Below are 19,441 nucleotides of genomic sequence, written 5' to 3'. Positions count from 1 at the left end.
GGTAGTTCAGTTGGTTAGAATACCGGCCTGTCACGCCGGGGGTCGCGGGTTCGAGTCCCGTCCACTCCGCCACTTATTTGAGCGTCGTCTCAATAAACACGAATTACAGGGGTGTAGCTCCAATTGGCAGAGCAGCGGATTCCAAATCCGCGTGTTGGGAGTTCGAATCTCTCCACCCCTGCCATACTCTAAAGCCTCAGCAGTAATGCTGGGGCTTTTTTGCATTTGAAGAAAAGAGAAGCTGACTAGTTGGAAGAGTTGTCGATTCCTCTGATACCAAAGTATCGGGGGGATTGAAAGCTCATATCTCCGGGATATTGGTCCACTTCACCTATCCCCCATATTCATAAGCTCTGGCTTAGGTCAGGGGCACTTTTATTTCTAACGAATATGTCTTTTATTCCTAACGTATAGTTTCAACGTCAGGTGTATGTTTATCCAACGAATATGGCATATCTTTGCTTCATATAGTTTTATTTTCTAGTAATGTAATTACTAAATGTTGATGTATCGCTTTGCTCTTTCTGTTTTACCTTCGAATTTCATAACACTTTTTCTTCGTTATCGAGCACATCTGATTCACAATCTATTGAAAGGTCAGTGGTTACATTGGCTTGGATGATTACTGACTTGGTTCCTGTTATCATCATGCATTAATGCTAATAATTAGGAAGTAAGTTTATGCCACATTTTCGATTCCGTGCTGTAGAGCCACAAGCTGTTCAGGCATTATCAAAACCCCTTACGGATGAACTTCAGCCTCTAATGGACTGTCCGCGTGAGGATTTTACTTTTGAGTATATCTACACTACGTTTTTCAATGAGGGTGAGGTGAGTGCTGCATATCCTTTTGTCGAAGTGCTTTGGTTCGACCGTGGCCAGGAAGTGCAAGATGAAGTTGCCAAGCTTATTACGCAACAAGTGCGCGGTATCGCTGGTGCCGATATTGATGTTGCAGTTATCTTTTCCGCCTTATCTCCTAAAGCTTATTACGATAATGGCGAACACTACTAAAGGTTAAAGGCTATGAGGCTGAGTTTCATTGTAACTTTGGGTTTATGTTTCTCAGCTTCAGTATGTTCTACTCCTTGGGAGTCCGCGGTTAATCCTACCCGAAACTCTTCCTCCTCTATTGGTAGTTATGCTAACGGTTGTTTAGATGGTGCATTACCCTTGCCTCTCGATGGCGTTGGTTATCAAGTCTTACGTAGTAAAACGAAGCGCTACTATGGGCACCCTAAAACGATAGAGTTTATTGAAAATCTGGCGCTTAAAGCTCATCAAAATCTCAACACCACTCTGCTAATTGGTGATTTGTCTTTACCTAGAGGTGGAAGGTTCTCCTCTGGTCATTCTAGTCATCAAACCGGGTTAGATATCGATATCTGGTTAAGACTTGCTGACCAACCGCTTTCTTATAACGAATTACAACTTCCTAAACCCATGAGTGTGGTGGATTTAAAAGGTTATTCCATACTTAATCATCGCTGGGAAGAGCGGCACTTTAAGCTAATTCGGTACGCTTCAAAAAGTAAGGATGTTGCACGAATTTTTGTACATCCTGTTATTAAGGAGCAACTTTGCTTGCAAGAAAACGGCAAAGATCGTTCTTGGTTACGTAAAGTGCGTCCATGGTGGGGGCATCATTACCACTTTCACGTCAGGTTGTCTTGTCCTGATTCGAGCGACTATTGTGTTGATCAAGCACCACCTCCAGTAGGCGATGGCTGCGGTGTTGAGCTCGCAAGTTGGGCCCCGAAAGCAAAACCTATTGATACCCCTCCACGGGTAAAAACAACCTCTAAGCCCAAACGAAAAAAAGTCGTTCCACCTCAATGCTTGCCGCTTATCAATCCTAATTAGTGTTACTCTTCAGGTTTATCTGTACTTGGTGATCTCTTTTATGAAACTGGAGAAACATCATACTTTTGTCTACATTGAATAGTACCAATACAAAAACTAACCCAATCAGTTTTGGGGACATATTATAGAAATCTAAATTAAACAAAGAGTTGTAGTATGGGTAAGTTGTAACTTCTCTGTTTAGAAAAAGACCTTTCGTCACGATACTCTGGTTTCTTAGCAATATGTCTGTCAGTTGGCTAAAAAGCAATAACAACGCAGACAAGTGTGTAAGGCAGGGATATACCCTTTTCCTGTTAGAAGAGTAAATCAAGGACAAAACCATGACTATGATTTGTGCAAAAGAATTTGCAGAGTGGTTAAGACACAGATTTAGCAGTGATACTAAAGGAGTCTCTTTGACTCGAGAGGATGTGAATCACCTGACTGGGCGTCAACGCCTTGATCCGGGTTTTGTTAATGATGTGCATTATGAGCTGATGCAATATGGAATGGCTTTCGTTACTGATACGAGCCGAGAAAACTTTTATTTAATACCTGTTTCTCAAGCGGAAAATTGGCGTGAGAGACTAGAGTATCATTTTGAAAAAGAGCTATTCTGCAATATTATCCCTATTGAAAAATCAGGTTGAGAAAAGGTTCAACTTTGATGCCAAAGTTGAACCTAATTGCTCTTATGCTAACCCTTGAATAATCACGAATTTTTCAAGCAACTGCTCTTCAGTTTCGACATGGTTCGGATCAGTGATTATGCATTTTGTAATTGGACACACTGACTGACAGGTCGGCTTTTCGTAATGCCCCTTACACTCTGTACATAGCGCTGGATCAATTTCGAAAATGCTCTCTCCCATACTGATTGCCCCATTGGGGCATTCGGGATCACACATGTCGCAGTTAATGCATTTGTCAGTAATGAGCAAGGCCATGGTTACTTACCAGTCGGGTTACGGGTGTCCTGCCCTGAGTTTAGATTACGCATTAATAGGCCATATTCTAAATCTAGCTCTGCTGGTACTGGAATGAATACAAAGTGACCGTTTCCTTTCGCGTCTTCAATAGACTCTGATTTGCGGTTTTCCATTGCCTCTAGCGTGAAAACAATATTGCCTTTTGGCGTCATTAGTTCAAGGCTATCACCGACAAGAAACTTATTTTTTACTTCTACTTCAGCCATGTCACCACGACGTTTGCCAGTGAATTCACCAACAAACTGTTGAGCATCAGAGACTGAGTAACCGTAATCGTAGTTTTGGTAAGTATCGTGTGTATGACGGCGTAGGAAGCCTTCAGTGTAGCCACGGTGAGCTAGGCTTTCTAGTGTACCCATTAGGCTTTCATCGAATGGTCGACCTGCTACTGCATCATCAATTGCTTTACGATAAACTTGAGCGGTACGTGCGCAGTAGTAGAACGATTTAGTACGACCTTCAATTTTCAATGAGTGAACACCCATCTTAGTTAAGCGTTCAACGTGCTGAACCGCTCGTAGGTCTTTAGAGTTCATGATGTAAGTACCATGCTCATCTTCGTAAGCCGCCATTTTTTCTTCTGGACGGTGCGCTTCAGAAAGCAGAACGACTTCATCTGTTGGTTTACCGCGACCAATTGTGGTTTCAGGGAGCTCGTCTTGTACTTCGACAGGCTGTGCTTCAGTCGGGTCGAATTTCTCTACGATGTCACCAGCGTCGTTTTCTTTACCCTCTTCAACTTTGTATTCCCAGCGGCATGCGTTAGTGCAAGTGCCTTGGTTAGGGTCACGTTTGTTGATATAGCCAGAAAGTAGGCAACGACCAGAGTAAGCCATGCATAATGCACCGTGAACGAATACTTCAAGCTCAGTTTCAGGGCAATGCTCACGAATTTCTTCGATTTCTTCTAGAGATAGCTCGCGAGAAACGATCACACGTTCCACGCCATTCGCTGCCCAGAACTTAACGGTCGCCCAGTTTACAGCGTTCGCTTGTACAGAAAGGTGAATTGGCATTTCTGGGAAAGCTTCACGAACCATCATAATTAGGCCTGGATCTGACATGATCAATGCGTCAGGACCCATCTCTACGATTGGCTTCAGATCACGGATGAACGTTTTTAGCTTCGAGTTGTGTGGTTGAATGTTACATACCACATAAAGCTTTTTGCCTAGGGCGTGGGCTTCATCGATACCTATTTTTAGGTTCTCGTGGTTAAACTCGTTGTTACGTACGCGAAGGCTGTAGCGAGGTTGGCCAGCGTAAACTGCATCTGCCCCGTAGGCGAATGCGTAACGCATGTTTTTCAGGCTGCCCGCTGGAGATAGTAGCTCAGGCACGAATGCTTTCTCAGTTGTCATTACTCAATTCTCTTTTATCTGATCACAAGTCAGGCCAATTCCACCTAATGGAAATGGGGCGCAAATTTTACGTCAAAATGTGAACTGTGACTAGGGTAATTGTGCTTCAGATAGAAAAACGCCCTCAAAAAAAGTGAGGGCGTTATGGTTAACCTTTATACAATATTATGCGTTAGGATTCGGTAAGCCGCCTAGCGCGTCGTATAGGTTGGGAAGGAAAGCACTGAACTCTCCACACATTAGAGAGAAGTCTGCATCAAATCGAGCTGCTTGATCTTCACGTGGAATATCATCGTTTTGATCTTTCAATTCATCAGAGAATTTTAGACGTTTGATGCCCGCATCTTCCGTCATAATGAACTCAATACGATCTTGCCAATTAAGCGCAAGTTTCGTCACGACTTTATCCGCAGCGATGTGGTTGCGGATTTCATCAGTGGTTAGCTCTTGCTTCTTACAGCGAATCACACCACCTTCTTCAAGTACGGATTTTAGCTCAGCTTCGTCCATCATGCTGATACCTTGAGGTGTGTCACCGCTTTTCACCCACTCGGTTAGCGTAGTTTCAATCGCCACTTCTGGAATAGCAGGAACAACAGGTAGACTACCCATGGTTTTACGAAGCAATGCTAATACATCTTCTGCTTTTTTATAGCTGCTTGCATCAACAAGGATAAAACCTTCTTTTGGCATGATGAGCACGTGAGTGTGGCTGCTGCGGCTGAATGCGCGCGGCAGTAAATCCATTACGATGTCATCTTTCAGGTTGTCTTTCTCTTTCTTCTTCAGAGGACGACCTTCTTGCGCTTCCATTGCTTCTACTTTTGCATTCAATGATTCTTTGATCACAGAGGCAGGTAGCATTTTCTCTTCTTTCTTGGCGCAAATCAGAATGCGGTTTTCTGACACGTGAGTCATCATATCGCCATGTCTACCCATTGCACTGACCCAGCCAAATTTCTGTTTGTCTTGACTGCCACACGGGGTGAATCGGAATTCAGACAGCTGAGTTTCTAGTTGTTCGGCGTTAAAAGTAACCTCGCGGTTAACGCGGTATACCAGACAGTTTTTAAACCACATAAATCTTCTCTAGGCTTGATGACAAGGGACTAATCATAGGGAATTTTTGTGCTGATGTCTTAATAGAAATGAAAAATATCCGAATGAACCTCAAAAGAAAGTTATATGAAAATTTGTTTTCAAAGGTCACAAAAGTGTCATAATTGGTAGTGATAATGCTTATGCATAGAGAGGCGCTTTGTCTCTTAAATTCATTAGCTCAACGAACATAAGGTTACTCAATTATGTCTAGAAGGATTCTGGTTGTTGAAGACGAAGCTCCTATTCGCGAAATGCTGTGCTTCGTACTTGAGCAGAAAGGTTACCAAGCGGTAGAAGCGGAAGATTATGATACTGCAGTAACCAAACTGGCTGAACCCTTCCCTGATTTAGTTTTACTGGATTGGATGTTACCAGGCGGTAGTGGCATTAACTTCATCAAACATATGAAGCGAGAGGAATTAACGCGCAACATTCCAGTTGTGATGCTTACCGCTCGTGGTGAAGAAGAAGATAAAGTGCGCGGTTTAGAAGTCGGTGCGGATGACTACATTACCAAGCCATTCTCTCCTAAAGAGTTGGTTGCACGCTTAAAAGCGGTGATTCGTCGCGTTACCCCGACTGCACTAGAAGATGTAATTGATGTACAGGGATTGAAGCTTGACCCTGTATCGCACCGTGTTACGGCTAATGATGCGCCATTAGACATGGGTCCAACAGAATTTAAGATGCTTCATTTTTTCATGACGCATCAAGAACGCGTATACAGCCGTGAGCAGCTATTAAACAATGTTTGGGGCACTAACGTGTATGTCGAAGACCGTACGGTCGATGTTCACATTCGCCGCCTGCGTAAAGCATTGGAAGCTGCAGGGCATGATAAGCTGATCCAAACTGTTCGTGGTGCTGGATACCGCTTCTCGACGAAAGCATAAATTAACACGCAGCTTATCGGTACCATTTCTGGAGTTATGAGTGGTTGAAAGATTAACGTGGAAAAAGCTGGCCTGGGAGCTGGCTTTTTTTTACACCCCATGGGTGATAGTAGGTTGGATATTCGGTTATATGCCGTGGTTGCTTTTGGCTGCTACGGCATTGCAGCTTGTGTGGCATTTGCATAACCAAGTACGTTTATCTTCTTGGTTATGGGATGAAAAACGCCTCACGCCACCGTCAGGTAGCGGTAACTGGGAATCTTTGTTCAATGGGTTGTATCGCTTACAACAGCGCCAACGCCGCAAACGAAAAGAACTTACTAATCTTATTCGTCGATTCCGAAATGGTGCAGAATCGCTACCCGATGCGGTAGTGGTATTCCGTGCTGAAGGAAATATTGTTTGGTGCAACAAGCTGGCTCAGCACTTACTGGGCTTCCATTGGCCAGAAGATTCAGGTCAACCTATCTCCAATCTCATTCGTACACCTGATTTTATCAAGTACCTCAACAAGAAAGACTTTTCAGAGCCATTAGAAATGCGTTCACCACTCAATGTCGAACGCATGCTAGAACTACGTATCGTACCGTATACCGAAGGTGAACATTTGATGGTGGTGCGTGATGTTAGCCAGTTAAAACAACTTGAGGGAATGCGTCGCAACTTCTTTGCCAACGTATCTCATGAACTGCGTACACCAATGACGGTGCTACAAGGTTATCTTGAGATGACAGAAGACCCTGATATGGTCGTGGGTCCAATGTGGAGCAAAGCTCATGGTGTCATGACGGAGCAGCTTAACCGCATGAACAGTTTGGTGAACCAACTACTGACACTATCTAAAATTGAAGCGGCACCTATGCATGAGCTTGAGGAAGTCGTGAATGTGCCCGCGATGCTTGAAGTGTTAGAAAAAGAGGCGGTTAGCCTTAGTGGGGAAAACCAACATAAATTGAAATTTGATGTTGATGCAAGCCTACGCGTGTTGGGCGATGATGACCAGTTACGTAGTGCTATCTCTAACCTCGTTTATAACGCCGTCAAATACACACCACCTGGTGCGAACATTAATGTTCGTTGGTTCCAGACCTCTCAAGGCGCATGCTTAGAGGTGGAAGATAGCGGTGATGGTATTGAACCTCAGCACCTACACCGACTTACCGAGCGTTTTTATCGAGTAGATAAAGCAAGATCACGTGATACTGGAGGAAGTGGTTTAGGGCTAGCCATTGTAAAACACGCGCTGAGTCACCATGACTCTCATTTAGAAATTCACAGTGAAGTAGGCGTGGGCAGTAAGTTTTCTTTCGTATTGCCTGAGCGTTTGGTGGTGAAATAATGGCGTTACGATTGGCAAAAACATTCAGTTTATTCGCGCTTGTTTGTTCCTGTATGGCTGGCGCTCAAGATAAACCATTGCCGAGTTATCATAAAACGACGGGGATTGTCGGGAACTTGCTCTCTGTTGGCTCCGATACACTTGCGGGTATGACAACGCTTTGGGTTGAAGAGTTTAAATCCATTTACCCGAATATTAATGCGCAAGTCCAAGCATCTGGCTCTTCTACTGCCCCCCCAGCATTGACCGAACAAACAGCTCAGTTTGGTCCCATGAGCCGCCCTATGCGTTTAAGAGAGGTTGAAGCGTTTGAACGTGAACATGGCTACAAGCCAACTGCGCTCAGGGTCGCCATCGATGCAATCGGTATTTTTGTTCATCAAGATAATCCAATTCAAGGGCTTAACTTTAGTCAGTTAGATGCTTTGTTTTCTGCCACGCTGCGCTGTGGTGAAAGTCAATTTGTCACAAACTGGCAGCAACTCGGTCTTGAATCACAGTGGGCAAAGCGAAACGTCCAGTTGTTTGGTCGTAACTCCGTTTCTGGAACTTACGGTTACTTCAAAAGCAATGCCTTGTGTGGCGGCGATTTCAAGACCCGAGTTAACGAGCAGCCAGGCTCCGCGTCAGTTGTGCAAGCTGTAGCGTCAACCATCAGTGGAATTGGTTATTCCGGTGTCGGTTATCGAGTGGCAGGCGTGCGCTTAGTCCCTGTAGCTAAAATGGGAAATGACTATGTGACTCCAACGCGAGAACATATTGTTAGCGGTAAGTACCCACTATCACGTTACTTATATGTTTACGTGAATAAGCATCCTGATTACCCATTAACACCAATTGAAGCTGAGTTTATTCGCTTTATCTTTTCTGCTCAGGGACAAGCGTTGGTTGAGAAAGATGGTTATGTGCCCATTACGGCAGACTTTGCAGAAGAAGAGTTAAAAAAAGTCGGCCTGTAAGCCGACTTTTTATTTAGGTATGAAGAGTACGAGATCAGAAAGTGAGTGTCCACTTCGCGCTGTCCCAACGTTCTTGTTCTTCCTGTAAATCCGCGTGAAGTAATTTATTGTTTTCTAGCCATGCTTCATCTGTGCAGGTGAGAATCCATTCGTCATTTTTGATAGATAAGGTGATATCAGGCAATGGATCTTCATTACGCTGCCCATTTAATACGATAGAAAGTCGTAATATTTTGATGAGGCTTATAACGTCACTCTGTTTATAGAGATTGAAATCTGGTAGTTCTTGCAATTTGAGCGCTTTACGCTGGAAGCGAGCTAATGTTGCGAGCACTAATTGCTGCTCACGGTTGAAGCCTTGTAGGGTGGAGTGCAACAGAATATAAAAAGAGTGGCGATGGAAACTACGCAAGTTGATACTTAATCCGACTTCATGAAGCAACGCTGCCCACTCTAGTAAGTCAAATAACTCACTCTTTTTCTTAATGCCTAGTTCAGAGCGTACCTGACATAACATCTCACGTGCATGCCCCTTCACACGAGCGGCATGCTCTAAGTCGACCCGGTGCTTGTTGGCTAAATTTTCTGTGGTGCGCATACGAATATCGGAGCGCGCAAAACGCTCTTCCATTTCGTACAACAGGCCTTCGCGTAGAGCACCATCGGAGAAAAACATTTGCTCAATGCGAAGCGCTTTGAAAATCGCGGACAAAATCGCTACGCCTGCTGCGAATACGGGTTTACGTTCTTCTGTTAGACCCGCCAGTTCAATATCTTCAATGGAATCAAATTTACACAGAGTTTCGATAAGTGTATCCAGTCGACTCGCTGTGATCAGGCCATCTTCAAAACCTAATCCTACTAGCACTTCTTGAATCGCTTTGATGGTTCCTGATGAGCCGAGAGCAATATCCCAGCCCTTTTTACGATATGTTGAAGCGATGGACTCGAGTTTTTGTTCGGCCGCTAACATCGCCTTGCTGAAGTTTTTTCCTGACAGTTTGCCGTTTTTAAAGTATTGCTCTGTAAAACTGACGCATCCCATCTGTTTACTGTTGAGAAGCTCAGGCTCAAATTCTTGTCCAATAATCATCTCGGTACTGCCGCCTCCGATATCGATGACTAGTTTGGAGTTGGATTCTACTTGAGTGTGCGCGACGCCTAAGTAAATCAGGCGGGCTTCTTCTTCTCCAGGGATAATTTCTATCGGGAAAGGCATCACTTCTTTCGCACGCTCAATGAAAAGGTGGGCATTTTTAGCGCGTCTTAGTGTGTGTGTGGCGGCGATACGTACATTTGACTCATCAAGCCCTTGCAGCCTCTCAGCGAACATGGCTAAGCATTCTAGCGCACGCTCCATTGCGGCGTGACTTAAGTTCAATTCACTGTCGAGTCCTGATGCTAAGCGAACACGTTGTTTATGACGACTAACCAGTTGTAGGTCACTGCCGACAACTTTGGCCACCACCATATGGAAACTGTTTGAGCCGAGGTCTATCGCGGCAATGTAGCGAGTATCTTGTTCAAGTATTTGAGGCATCTGAATTTTGTTTTCTAGTTTGCTTTTCTATATTTTTAAGATAGTCATAGATAGCGATTTGAGAGCGAACTTTTTTGCGATTACCTCGTGGTACGTAAGCGTTACTCATTTCTTTATCTATTAAACGAGCCTTTACTGTATCGGTAAAATGGATATTCGTTATATCAATAATTCTCTGTTTCAAACGTGGATCACGGACTGGTACTGCTACCTCGATACGGTGATCAATATTTCTTGTCATCCAGTCTGCGGAGGAGATATAAACTTGCGGATCGCCATCATTGTGGGTGATCACCACGCGAGGGTGCTCAAGAAAGCGGTCAACAATACTGATGATGCGAATATTGTCGCTGATCCCCTCAATGCCCGGTACTAATGAGCACATACCTCGAATGATCATGTTTATTTTTACACCGGAAGTACTTGCTCCATAAAGCTTATTGACGATGCCTTTATCGACTAGGTTATTGACCTTGATCGTAAGAGCGGCTTTTTTCCCTAGCTTGGCATTCGCAATTTCATTATCAATTAAGCGGTAGATTTGGGTTCGAGAATTACGAGGAGATACCATAAGGTGATTGAACTTCACTGGTCGGTATGGATTCTCAATGTAACCGAAGACATTACGGACTTCATTAGTGATTTCTTGATCTGCCGTAAGCAGGGAGAAGTCGGTATAAATTCGTGCCGTCTTCTCATGGAAGTTGCCTGTGCCGATGTGTGCGTAGCGAATAATTTCTTCACCTTCGCGGCGGCTAATCATCAGTAGCTTTGAGTGAATCTTAAGACCAGGCGCACCAAAGATGACGTGCACACCCGCTTCGGTTAATACTTTTGACCATTCGATATTGGCTTCTTCATCAAAGCGAGCTTGCAGTTCGACGACCACAGTGACATTTTTGCCGTTGTGCACTGCATCAATTAAAGAGTTCATCAAGCGAGAATCTTTCGCGACGCGATAAATGTTAATCTTGATACTAAGTACTTTGGGATCGAAGGAGGCTTGGCGCACTAACTCACTAATGTGGTCAAAAGTGTGGTAGGGATAATAGAGCAGAATATCTTTCGCTTTAATCGCGTCAAAGCTGTTGGCATAACCTTCGAAATCGGCACATTTCATTGGCGGGAGAGGTTTATTTTCAAGATACTCTCGTCCAACATTTGGAAAGCCGATGAAGTCTTTAAAGTTGTGATAGCGTCCGCCGGGGATAAGGTTATCGTAGTTAGAGATATTAAGTTTGTTACACAGAAACTCTAACATTTGAGGCGGCATATCGCGTTCGTAGACGAAGCGAACGGGCTTTGCTGTCAGTCGCTGATTGACACCCTCTGACATTTGTTCAAGCAAGCTGTACTCGATTTCATTGCGTAAATCGTATTCAGCGTCACGCGTCATTTTCATCGCATAGCCGCTAAGCTCATCATAATCAAAAAAGCCTTTGAACAGCTCGTCCAAACAGTGGCGGATAATATTATCAAGTAAGATGATGGTTTTTCGACGCTTTCCTTTCTGTTCTGGTACCATCACAAAGCGGGGAAGGTGATCGGTCGGAATTTCGATCAGAGCGTACTGGTAATGTTCTTCTTTACGCAGTTCTACGGCGATGTAAGCGTACTCGTCTTTGAGAAATTGCAGAACATCGATCTCGTCTTTCATTAGGAGGGGAGTGATATGCGGCATTACCTCTCTACGGAAGTATTTCGCGATCCACTTTTGTTGCGATTCATCCAGTTGTTGCTCGTTGACCAAGAAAATGCGACGTCGCGCCATTTCTCGAATCAACTCGCTGTAAAGCTCATCAAATTGTTCGTTAAGCTTTAGTGCTTTCGACTGCATTTTGGTTAACAGTCGTTTAGGGCTATCACTGCCACCGCGCTCTTGGCTGATTAGGATTCTGCGCTTCACGTCCGCAAAGCGTACTTTGTAAAATTCATCTAAATTGTTGGAAAAGATCCCAAGAAAGCGAATACGTTCGATCAAAGGGACGGTTTTATCGGCAGCTTCTTGTAATACTCGTTCGTTGAAAGACAACCAACTCAGTTCTTTTTCTATATATAGTTTTTCTGCGCTCATAACCTTACCTAGCCAAAAGTGAAGTATTACGTACTCATCTTGGAAAAATGGATGAGTGAGAACATTATGAGATTTTCATTACAGATTTATTTCATACCACGCATTGCATAAGAGTTGTATTCTTTTCAGGTGTTTAATGTGATCTGTAATATAATTGTCATCTTAACGACATATTCTAGTACTAAGTCAAAAAAGGTAGAGATTTAAATGGCACAAGCCGAGTTTTCATTGCAGGAAAAAGATAAGAAACGACTGATAAAAGATCGTTTAGTTCGACTTGCAGTGACATCCGGTGGTGTCGGCGTACTCGCGGCGCTTATTTTGATCTTTGTCTACCTCGCCATGGTGATCATTCCGCTTTTTTCTGATGCGGAGATCAAAACCAACCAAGCCATTCGAGCCACTCATATTGAAACACCACTTGCGATTTCAGTGGATGATTACGCTCAGCTCGCGTTCGTTCTAACCCAAAGTGGTGAGATTCAATATTTGTCGATGGACGATCCTACGAAACCTGCGGTGTATACACAGCAAATCGCCCAGAAACCCGTCGCTTTCTCTCAATCTGCTCCTGGGCTAGGTTGGTATGGATTTGTTGATGGGCAGGGTAAAGCGAACCTTTTCAAGCCAGAATTTAATGCTACATTGAGAGAAAATACACGTCCTCCGGAAGTGATTGAGCTAGACACCAGCATGGATCTGACACTAAGTACGCCTCAAGATCCTGTGACTCAGTTTGTATTTGCAGCTTCGACGCCCTTACCAACGGTTGTTTGGCAGACGCAAAGTGGTGAAGTGAAAGCTCGCTGGCAAGTGGCTTCGTCTTTGGGTACGTCTCCTACAACGATCGATTTTACGTTCTCTTCAGGCTTTAATACGCCTCAGCAAATGTTGTTGACACCTGACGGTGAAACGCTTTATTTGCGCGATGGCTCTGAGTTGATCGTGTTAAAGAAAACCGCACGTAAATTTGCTGTGCGAGAGGTGGTCGATCTCACTCAAGGTGATAAGAAGCATTCCGTTCGTACGATAGACTTATTGGCTGGTGCTTACTCGCTTTTGGTGACGCACAACGATGGTCGGGTGTCGCAATGGTTTGATACGCTGCAAGAAGAAAAACGCACGTTAACGCATATTCGTGATTTTAAATTGGCATCAGAGCTTAAGTATTTGTTGCCGGATTCTCATCGAAAAGGATTTTATAGCTTTTACACCAACGGCACGTTGCAAAGCCATTATACAACCAGTGAAAAACTGGTGTTGTTTAAGCGTGCGTACAATCAAGCGCCCGCAATCGCAGCAATGTCTAACAATGAACGCTACTTAATCACTTGGCAAAATAATGCGTTAAATGTTGCGGAAGTGGACAATGCCTATCCGGAAGTTTCATTGTCTTCATTATGGCAAGAAGTGTGGTACGAAGGGTATCCTGAGCCTGAATTTGTGTGGCAATCGACTTCGGCGAGCGATAACTTTGAGGCTAAGTTCAGCCTAGTACCTATTGCGTTTGGAACGATAAAAGCGGCGATGTTTGCGATGCTGTTTTCAGTACCGCTCGCAGTGCTAGGTGCTATTTATACGGCTTACTTTATGTCGCCACGCATGCGTCGTGTAGTAAAACCGTCGATTGAGCTAATGGAAGCACTGCCGACGGTGATCATAGGTTTCCTCGCGGGATTGTGGTTCGCGCCTATTGTCGAAGATCATTTGATTACGATCGTCGTTATGCTGTTTGTTTTGCCCTTGAGCACCATGATTATGGGCGGGCTATGGGCATTAATACCGCAACCTTTGCGGAATCGTCTGCCTAATGGTTGGCATGCTTTAGTGCTCATGCCTGTCATATTGGTACTGATTGGGCTTGGAGTGTGGATTTCGCCTACGATTGAGCAGACGTTCTTTGGTGGCGATATGCGCTTATTCTTAACCGAGCATGGTATTGGTTACGATCAACGCAATGCATTGGTGGTGGGGTTAGCGATGGGGTTTGCTGTTATCCCGACGATTTTTACCATTGCCGAAGATGCCATTTTCTCTGTACCGAAGCATTTATCGGATGGCTCTTTGGCATTAGGGGCCACGCCTTGGCAAACTTTAATCTATGTTGTCTTGCTTACTGCAAGCCCAGGTATTTTTTCTGCCATTATGATGGGCCTGGGACGCGCTGTTGGCGAAACCATGATTGTATTAATGGCAACGGGCAATACGCCATTAATGGATTGGAATATTTTGGAAGGATTGCGCAGCCTGTCGGCGACCATCGCCGTTGAGTTGCCAGAGTCGGAAGTTGGAAGTTCGCATTATCGCCTGCTGTTCCTAGCTGCATTGATTTTATTTGTGTTTACGTTTGCAGTAAACGCGCTTGCGGAGTGGGTTCGTCAGAGACTGAGAGATAAGTACCGTGCGTTGTAATAATGGTTTGAATAAAGAGCGAGTAATAACGTGTTAAATTGGATTCGTTCTGGCGCACCGTGGATGTGGCTAACAGGCGGTGCAGTCAGCATCAGTTTGTTGTCGGTATTAGGGTTGTTACTCCTTATCGGCTGGAAAGGCCTGACTTACTTTTGGCCAGCGCCCTTGTATCAGTGGAATGTTGCAGCGCTGACACCTGTACAAGGCGAAGTGCTACATGAAAATACTATTCTGATTGGTCAAGTGTATGAGCGCAGCTTTGTACCGAAGAGTTATTTGCCTGAAAGCGCAGCACAACAGTTAGAAGACGATGAAGATTTTGCCACGCGACTCAGTATCAAAATCGCCAACCGAGAGTTGTATCCCGCCGATTTTATCTCCGTATTGCAAATGCAGTTGGATGAGCCCACGACGCCAGAAGAGTGGGCGGTGATAGAGCGCAGTAGCGGTGGTTATTTCTTTGGTAAGCTGGTGGCGTTTCAAGATGGCGATAATATATACACCAGTGATATTCAATCGATACTAAATAAAAAGCTTGATGATGCAGAAACTCTGCGCCATGAGATTGATTCTTTGGTGGTCGATCAGCTTAAAGAGCTTGGTTGGAAGCTAGAGCAGTTGCGATTAGAAAAGCGCAAGCATGAATTGAATGACACGCTGACAGAAAGCTTCTTAAAGGAAAATCAGACGAAAAAAGAGCAGATAGAAAAAGCGCTTGCGACGTTAGATTTGCAACTTGATGGTTTACGACTTCAGCTCTCTGACTATGCCTTGATTGCCGAGGATATGACGGGGTCACAAGTATCGATTCCGCTCGAAGACATTTTGGACTACTGGTATCCAAACCAAATGTCACTGCCTGATAAAGTCATGCATTGGGGAAAACAGGTTTGGAAGTTTTTATCTGAAGATCCAAGAGAGTCTAACTCCGAAGGAGGCGTTTTCCCTGCGATATTTGGTACGGTTTTCTTAGTACTCATCATGTCGATCATTGTGATGCCACTCGGGGTGATCGCCGCTATCTATCTACATGAATACGCTAAGAATAATGCTCTAACCAGAGTTATTCGTATTGCGGTTATAAACCTAGCGGGTGTTCCATCGATTGTTTATGGCGTGTTTGGTTTAGGTTTCTTCGTTTATACGATTGGTGCCTCTATCGACAACGTATTCTATGCGGAGAAGCTACCGGCACCAACCTTTGGTACGCCGGGTTTGTTATGGTCAGCACTAACTCTTGCCGTGCTGACGCTTCCAGTTGTGATTGTGACGACAGAAGAAGGTTTAACTCGAATTCCGAGCTCCGTACGACATGGCTCTCTGGCACTTGGTGCAACTCAGTTCGAAACGCTATGGCGCGTGGTTTTGCCTATGGCGACGCCAGCTATTATCACAGGTTTGATCCTTGCGATTGCGCGTGCAGCTGGCGAAGTAGCGCCACTGATGCTGGTGGGGGTCGTGAAATTGGCATCCAGTTTACCGGTTGACGGACAATTCCCTTATGTGCATTTGGATAGAAAGTTCATGCATTTAGGTTTTCACATTTACGATGTTGGCTTTCAAACCTCCAACATCGAAGCGGCGCGACCATTAGTTTATGCCACCTCTTTCTTACTCGTGACAGTGATTGTCGGGCTAAACTTAACAGCAATCAGTATTCGCAATAATTTACGAGAAAAATACAGAACGTTAGGACAAGATTAAGTATGTTTAATTTTGATAGTACATTAGGTTATGAGCCACCATTGGACGTTCATAATTTAACGGATGAACAAACAGCAATCTCAATCGAGAACCTTAATCTGTTCTATGGTCAAACTCAGGCGCTGCATGATATTTCGATGCAAATTCCCAAAGGGCGAGTCACCGCTTTTATCGGTCCTTCAGGGTGTGGAAAGTCGACGTTATTACGTTGCATCAATCGCATGAACGACTTAGTGGAAGGGTGTCGAGTCACAGGCAAAGTACGTCTACATGGCAAGAATGTTTATCATCCCAATGTCGATGTTGCGACACTTCGACGCCGAGTGGGGATGGTGTTTCAAAGACCCAATCCATTTCCTAAGTCTATTTATGAAAATGTAGTTTATGGCTTACGCTTACAAGGTGTAAAAAACAGCCGCAGTTTAGATGACGCAGTGGAGCGATCCTTGCGCTCGGCGGCGTTGTGGGATGAGGTAAAAGACCGCTTGCATGAGAACGCATTTGGCTTATCTGGTGGTCAGCAACAGCGCTTGGTCATTGCGCGCGCGGTGGCGATTGAGCCGGAAGTCCTGTTATTGGACGAGCCAACATCAGCGTTGGATCCAATCTCAACTTTAACTATTGAAGAGCTTATCAATGAGCTGAAGACTCAATATACTGTCGTTATCGTTACCCATAACATGCAACAAGCGGCGCGAGTGAGTGATCATACTGCATTCATTCATATGGGGAAGTTAATTGAATACTCTGACGCGGACTCGATCTTCACCTCGCCAATGAAGAAGCAGACCGAAGATTACATTACGGGTCGCTACGGTTAAGTCGCGACTCTATACGGAATAAGGAACATCATGCACTTTGGACGTCATATTTCAGGACAATTTAACGTAGAGCTAGAATCGATTCGTACTCATGTATTAACCATGGGAGGCTTGGTAGAACAGCAGCTTTCGTATGCTATTCAAGCCTTGCATAAAGAAGACATCGAACTGGCGCGTAAGGTTGTGCGTGACGATCATAAAGTGAATGCGATGGAAGTCTCGATCGATGACGCTTGTACACGCATTATTGCTAAGCGTCAGCCAACGGCAAAAGACTTGCGCTTAATCATGGCTATCATCAAAACGATCACTGATTTAGAACGTATCGGTGACGTGGCGACACGTATTGCTTACGTTGCCATTGAAAGCCCATCATCAAAAGAACGACAATTCCAAGTGTCGTTAGAGCCTCTCTGCCGTCAGGCAATTAATATGCTGCATCAGGTTTTAGACGCGTTTGCCCGTATGGATGTAGAAGCGGCAGCAGAGGTGCACAAACAAGATGACAAACTAGACGCCGAGTATGAAGCGGTGATTCGTCAGTTGATGACTTACATGATGGAAGATCCAAAAAATATCCCTAATATTCTGCAAGTGATGTGGTCTGCACGCGCGATTGAACGCGTGGGGGACCGCTGCCAGAACATCTGTGAATACATTATTTACTTTGTGAAAGGGAAAGATGTACGCCACCTAGGTGATCAAAGTATTGATGACGTACTGAAGTAACTGACTTCAACAAATAGACCAGCTTTTAGGCTGGCCTATTTATTAGAGAGAAGGAAAGCACGTTAATATTTATCAGGAACGAAGGTCTGATCATCAATGGGCGCTCTGACGTAACCTTCTTTATTGAGTTCAGGTAATTCGATGGGTGAGTACTCAAGTGCTTTGTAATCAATCTGGCTTAGTAAATGACTAATACAGTTCAAGCGCGCTTTTTTTTTGTCATCAGAAGGGACGACCCACCAAGGGCAGTTTTTCGTGTCTGTATAGGCAAACATCTTATCTTTTGCTTCCGAATACTCCGCCCAGCGATGACGTGACTCTAAATCCATTGGGCTGAATTTCCAACGTTTGATCGGCGTATTAATTCGACCTAGAAAACGTTTTTCCTGCTCTTCGTCTGAAACCGAAAACCAATACTTGATCAGAATAATCCCAGATCGTTGCAACATTCTCTCGAATTCAGGGCAAGAGCGTAAAAACTCCTCGTATTCGTCTGGAGTACAGAACCCCATGACTTTTTCGACACCTGCTCGGTTATACCAACTTCGGTCAAATAAAACGATTTCACCAGCAGATGGTAAATGAGCGACGTAACGTTGGAAGTACCATTGCGTTTTTTCTTTTTCGGTCGGTGCAGGCAGAGCCACTACGCGACAAACACGCGGGTTTAGCTTTTCTGTAATTCGCTTTATCACTCCGCCTTTGCCCGCAGCATCACGGCCTTCAAACAGAACCACCACTTTTAACCCTTTGTGTTTGACCCACTCTTGAAGTTTTACGAGCTCAACTTGAAGGTTTTTGAGCTCCTTTTCGTATTCCTTTTTCTTCAATTTAGACATACACCTTTCCTCACTCCTTGATAAACAATATGTTAGCACTCAAAAGCTATGCGCGTGAGGTTACGGTGGTCTATTTGAGAGTTGCTACGACATCGGTTATGGCTTGTGTACTTGTGATGGGGATTAAAAAATCATCGACATCGGATGCGCCCATTTTGCTTTGTTCAGCAACAAAGGTCATTTGGCTAGGGCGTGTGGTTTTGCCTGACAGATGGATTTCAGGAACTTGAGTGTCTTCTACTAACGCACGTACGTTACTCGCATTAACGCCAGCCCCCGCCATGATTGCTATGCGTCCTTGGGCTTGCTTAACCAAAGCTCTAAGCACATCGATCCCTTGTGGTGCTGAAGGCGCAAGACCGGAGGTTAAAATACGTTCACAACCTAAGCTGATCAGTTCTTCCAAAGTTTTTTCAGCGTCACGACACTGGTCAAAGGCACGATGGAAGGTCACGCCTAAGCCAAGCGCTTGAGCAAATTCACACAGCGCAGCCGCGTAAGGCATATGAATATCACCGTCTTGAGTGAGCACGCCGAACACGACACCGCTCAAGCCTGATTGGTGAGCCGCTTCAATATCCCAACGCATCATTTCGATCTCTTCTTCATTGTAGAAGAAGTCACCTTGGCGTGGGCGGATCATGGCATAAACTGGAACACTCGAAAGCTTAGCCGCTTGCTGCATAAAACCATAACTGGGTGTTAGTCCGCCTAAAGCCAAAGAGGAGCAAAGTTCAATCCGAGTGGCGCCGCCAGCAATGGCGTAGTGCAGAGATTCAATATTATCGATACAGACTTCTAGGTGAGTAACCACGTTCATTTATCCTGCTAACGT

Annotated in this window: 17 protein-coding genes and 1 tRNA gene; 11 read left to right on the top strand and 7 right to left on the bottom strand. The window is 44.6% G+C overall.

What is annotated here, in order from left to right; translation table 11 throughout:
* The first annotated feature begins 107 nt into the window (after positions 1-107).
* From R7Z49_RS19210 to R7Z49_RS19195, 4 genes are all read left to right on the top strand, one after another.
* A tRNA-Trp gene (locus tag R7Z49_RS19210) sits at positions 108-184 on the top strand.
* A gap of 497 nt (positions 185-681) precedes the next feature.
* Complete coding sequence (locus R7Z49_RS19205; protein WP_005381768.1) at positions 682-1,014, top strand: DUF1904 domain-containing protein; 333 nt, start codon at positions 682-684, stop codon at positions 1,012-1,014.
* 12 nt (positions 1,015-1,026) lie between these two features.
* Complete coding sequence (mepA, locus tag R7Z49_RS19200) at positions 1,027-1,863, top strand: penicillin-insensitive murein endopeptidase (RefSeq protein WP_017633932.1); 837 nt, start codon at positions 1,027-1,029, stop codon at positions 1,861-1,863.
* 323 nt (positions 1,864-2,186) lie between these two features.
* The gene (locus R7Z49_RS19195; RefSeq protein ID WP_005381765.1) at positions 2,187-2,495 is read left to right on the top strand and encodes a hypothetical protein; all 309 of its coding nucleotides are present in this window, start codon (positions 2,187-2,189) and stop codon (positions 2,493-2,495) included.
* Between the two features lie 42 nt (positions 2,496-2,537).
* On the opposite strand, the gene R7Z49_RS19190 is transcribed toward R7Z49_RS19195, so the two are convergent.
* From R7Z49_RS19190 to rdgC, 3 genes are all read right to left on the bottom strand, one after another.
* Complete coding sequence (locus R7Z49_RS19190) at positions 2,538-2,792, bottom strand: YfhL family 4Fe-4S dicluster ferredoxin (protein ID WP_005381763.1); 255 nt, start codon at positions 2,790-2,792, stop codon at positions 2,538-2,540.
* Between the two features lie 2 nt (positions 2,793-2,794).
* Positions 2,795-4,195, bottom strand: a complete 1,401-nt coding sequence (yegQ, locus tag R7Z49_RS19185) for a tRNA 5-hydroxyuridine modification protein YegQ (RefSeq protein ID WP_186584457.1) — start codon at positions 4,193-4,195, stop codon at positions 2,795-2,797.
* A gap of 165 nt (positions 4,196-4,360) precedes the next feature.
* On the bottom strand, positions 4,361-5,275 hold the full coding sequence (gene rdgC / locus R7Z49_RS19180; RefSeq protein WP_005381753.1) for a recombination-associated protein RdgC: 915 nt from the start codon (positions 5,273-5,275) through the stop codon (positions 4,361-4,363).
* A gap of 224 nt (positions 5,276-5,499) precedes the next feature.
* On the opposite strand from rdgC, the gene phoB reads away from it, so the two are divergent.
* From phoB to R7Z49_RS19165, 3 genes are read left to right on the top strand one after another with little or no spacing between them, the layout of a single operon-like run.
* Positions 5,500-6,189 (top strand): phosphate regulon transcriptional regulator PhoB, encoded by a 690-nt coding sequence (gene phoB / locus R7Z49_RS19175; RefSeq protein ID WP_005381752.1) that lies wholly within the window; start codon positions 5,500-5,502, stop codon positions 6,187-6,189.
* Between the two features lie 40 nt (positions 6,190-6,229).
* Positions 6,230-7,528, top strand: coding sequence for a phosphate regulon sensor histidine kinase PhoR (gene phoR / locus R7Z49_RS19170; protein WP_182016549.1), 1,299 nt, complete (start codon positions 6,230-6,232; stop codon positions 7,526-7,528).
* Entirely contained in the window at positions 7,528-8,487 is a 960-nt protein-coding gene (locus R7Z49_RS19165) for a PstS family phosphate ABC transporter substrate-binding protein (RefSeq protein ID WP_017821959.1), read from the top strand. The genes phoR and R7Z49_RS19165 overlap by 1 nt, the downstream gene beginning before the upstream one ends.
* Before the next feature lie 34 nt (positions 8,488-8,521).
* On the opposite strand, the gene ppx is transcribed toward R7Z49_RS19165, so the two are convergent.
* A complete protein-coding gene (gene ppx / locus R7Z49_RS19160; protein ID WP_033905789.1) occupies positions 8,522-10,027 on the bottom strand; it encodes an exopolyphosphatase in 1,506 nt (501 codons plus the stop codon).
* On the bottom strand, positions 10,011-12,101 hold the full coding sequence (gene ppk1, locus R7Z49_RS19155; RefSeq protein WP_005381748.1) for a polyphosphate kinase 1: 2,091 nt from the start codon (positions 12,099-12,101) through the stop codon (positions 10,011-10,013). The genes ppx and ppk1 overlap by 17 nt, the downstream gene beginning before the upstream one ends.
* 207 nt (positions 12,102-12,308) lie before the next feature.
* On the opposite strand from ppk1, the gene R7Z49_RS19150 reads away from it, so the two are divergent.
* From R7Z49_RS19150 to phoU, 4 genes are read left to right on the top strand one after another with little or no spacing between them, the layout of a single operon-like run.
* Positions 12,309-14,513, top strand: a complete 2,205-nt coding sequence (locus tag R7Z49_RS19150; RefSeq protein ID WP_017820556.1) for an ABC transporter permease subunit — start codon at positions 12,309-12,311, stop codon at positions 14,511-14,513.
* 30 nt (positions 14,514-14,543) lie between these two features.
* Entirely contained in the window at positions 14,544-16,217 is a 1,674-nt protein-coding gene (gene pstA, locus R7Z49_RS19145; protein WP_318111930.1) for a phosphate ABC transporter permease PstA, read from the top strand.
* Positions 16,218-16,219: 2 nt separating this feature from the next.
* On the top strand, positions 16,220-17,038 hold the full coding sequence (gene pstB, locus R7Z49_RS19140) for a phosphate ABC transporter ATP-binding protein PstB (protein WP_017820558.1): 819 nt from the start codon (positions 16,220-16,222) through the stop codon (positions 17,036-17,038).
* A gap of 30 nt (positions 17,039-17,068) precedes the next feature.
* Entirely contained in the window at positions 17,069-17,767 is a 699-nt protein-coding gene (phoU, locus tag R7Z49_RS19135) for a phosphate signaling complex protein PhoU (RefSeq protein WP_005381744.1), read from the top strand.
* 62 nt (positions 17,768-17,829) lie between these two features.
* Here the strand turns inward: phoU and ppk2 are convergent, their stop codons facing one another.
* Together ppk2 and R7Z49_RS19125 are read right to left on the bottom strand one after the other, a co-directional pair.
* Positions 17,830-18,606: a polyphosphate kinase 2 gene (ppk2, locus tag R7Z49_RS19130; RefSeq protein ID WP_005381743.1), complete on the bottom strand. Its 777-nt coding sequence runs from the start codon at positions 18,604-18,606 to the stop codon at positions 17,830-17,832.
* Between the two features lie 70 nt (positions 18,607-18,676).
* Positions 18,677-19,420, bottom strand: a complete 744-nt coding sequence (locus R7Z49_RS19125) for a copper homeostasis protein CutC (RefSeq protein WP_102949775.1) — start codon at positions 19,418-19,420, stop codon at positions 18,677-18,679.
* Positions 19,421-19,441: the final 21 nt, after the last annotated feature.

The sequence above is a fragment of the Vibrio sp. 1562 genome, assembly GCF_033340155.1.
Taxonomy (GTDB): domain Bacteria; phylum Pseudomonadota; class Gammaproteobacteria; order Enterobacterales; family Vibrionaceae; genus Vibrio; species Vibrio alginolyticus.
Note: the sequence above shows the minus strand (reverse complement) of the source record. Positions and strands in the feature narration are given on the sequence as shown.

Excerpts from the sequence above, each read along its gene's own strand:
- yegQ (WP_186584457.1), bottom strand. The coding sequence starts at position 4,195 with ATGACAACTGAGAAAGCATTCGTGCCTGAGCTACTATCTCCAGCGGGC.
- R7Z49_RS19205 (WP_005381768.1), top strand. The coding sequence starts at position 682 with ATGCCACATTTTCGATTCCGTGCTGTAGAGCCACAAGCTGTTCAGGCA.
- phoB (WP_005381752.1), top strand. The coding sequence starts at position 5,500 with ATGTCTAGAAGGATTCTGGTTGTTGAAGACGAAGCTCCTATTCGCGAA.
- ppx (WP_033905789.1), bottom strand. The coding sequence starts at position 10,027 with ATGCCTCAAATACTTGAACAAGATACTCGCTACATTGCCGCGATAGAC.
- rdgC (WP_005381753.1), bottom strand. The coding sequence starts at position 5,275 with ATGTGGTTTAAAAACTGTCTGGTATACCGCGTTAACCGCGAGGTTACT.
- R7Z49_RS19195 (WP_005381765.1), top strand. The coding sequence starts at position 2,187 with ATGACTATGATTTGTGCAAAAGAATTTGCAGAGTGGTTAAGACACAGA.
- R7Z49_RS19150 (WP_017820556.1), top strand. The coding sequence starts at position 12,309 with ATGGCACAAGCCGAGTTTTCATTGCAGGAAAAAGATAAGAAACGACTG.
- R7Z49_RS19165 (WP_017821959.1), top strand. The coding sequence starts at position 7,528 with ATGGCGTTACGATTGGCAAAAACATTCAGTTTATTCGCGCTTGTTTGT.
- pstB (WP_017820558.1), top strand. The coding sequence starts at position 16,220 with ATGTTTAATTTTGATAGTACATTAGGTTATGAGCCACCATTGGACGTT.
- phoU (WP_005381744.1), top strand. The coding sequence starts at position 17,069 with ATGCACTTTGGACGTCATATTTCAGGACAATTTAACGTAGAGCTAGAA.
- R7Z49_RS19190 (WP_005381763.1), bottom strand. The coding sequence starts at position 2,792 with ATGGCCTTGCTCATTACTGACAAATGCATTAACTGCGACATGTGTGAT.
- ppk1 (WP_005381748.1), bottom strand. The coding sequence starts at position 12,101 with ATGAGCGCAGAAAAACTATATATAGAAAAAGAACTGAGTTGGTTGTCT.
- mepA (WP_017633932.1), top strand. The coding sequence starts at position 1,027 with ATGAGGCTGAGTTTCATTGTAACTTTGGGTTTATGTTTCTCAGCTTCA.
- ppk2 (WP_005381743.1), bottom strand. The coding sequence starts at position 18,606 with ATGTCTAAATTGAAGAAAAAGGAATACGAAAAGGAGCTCAAAAACCTT.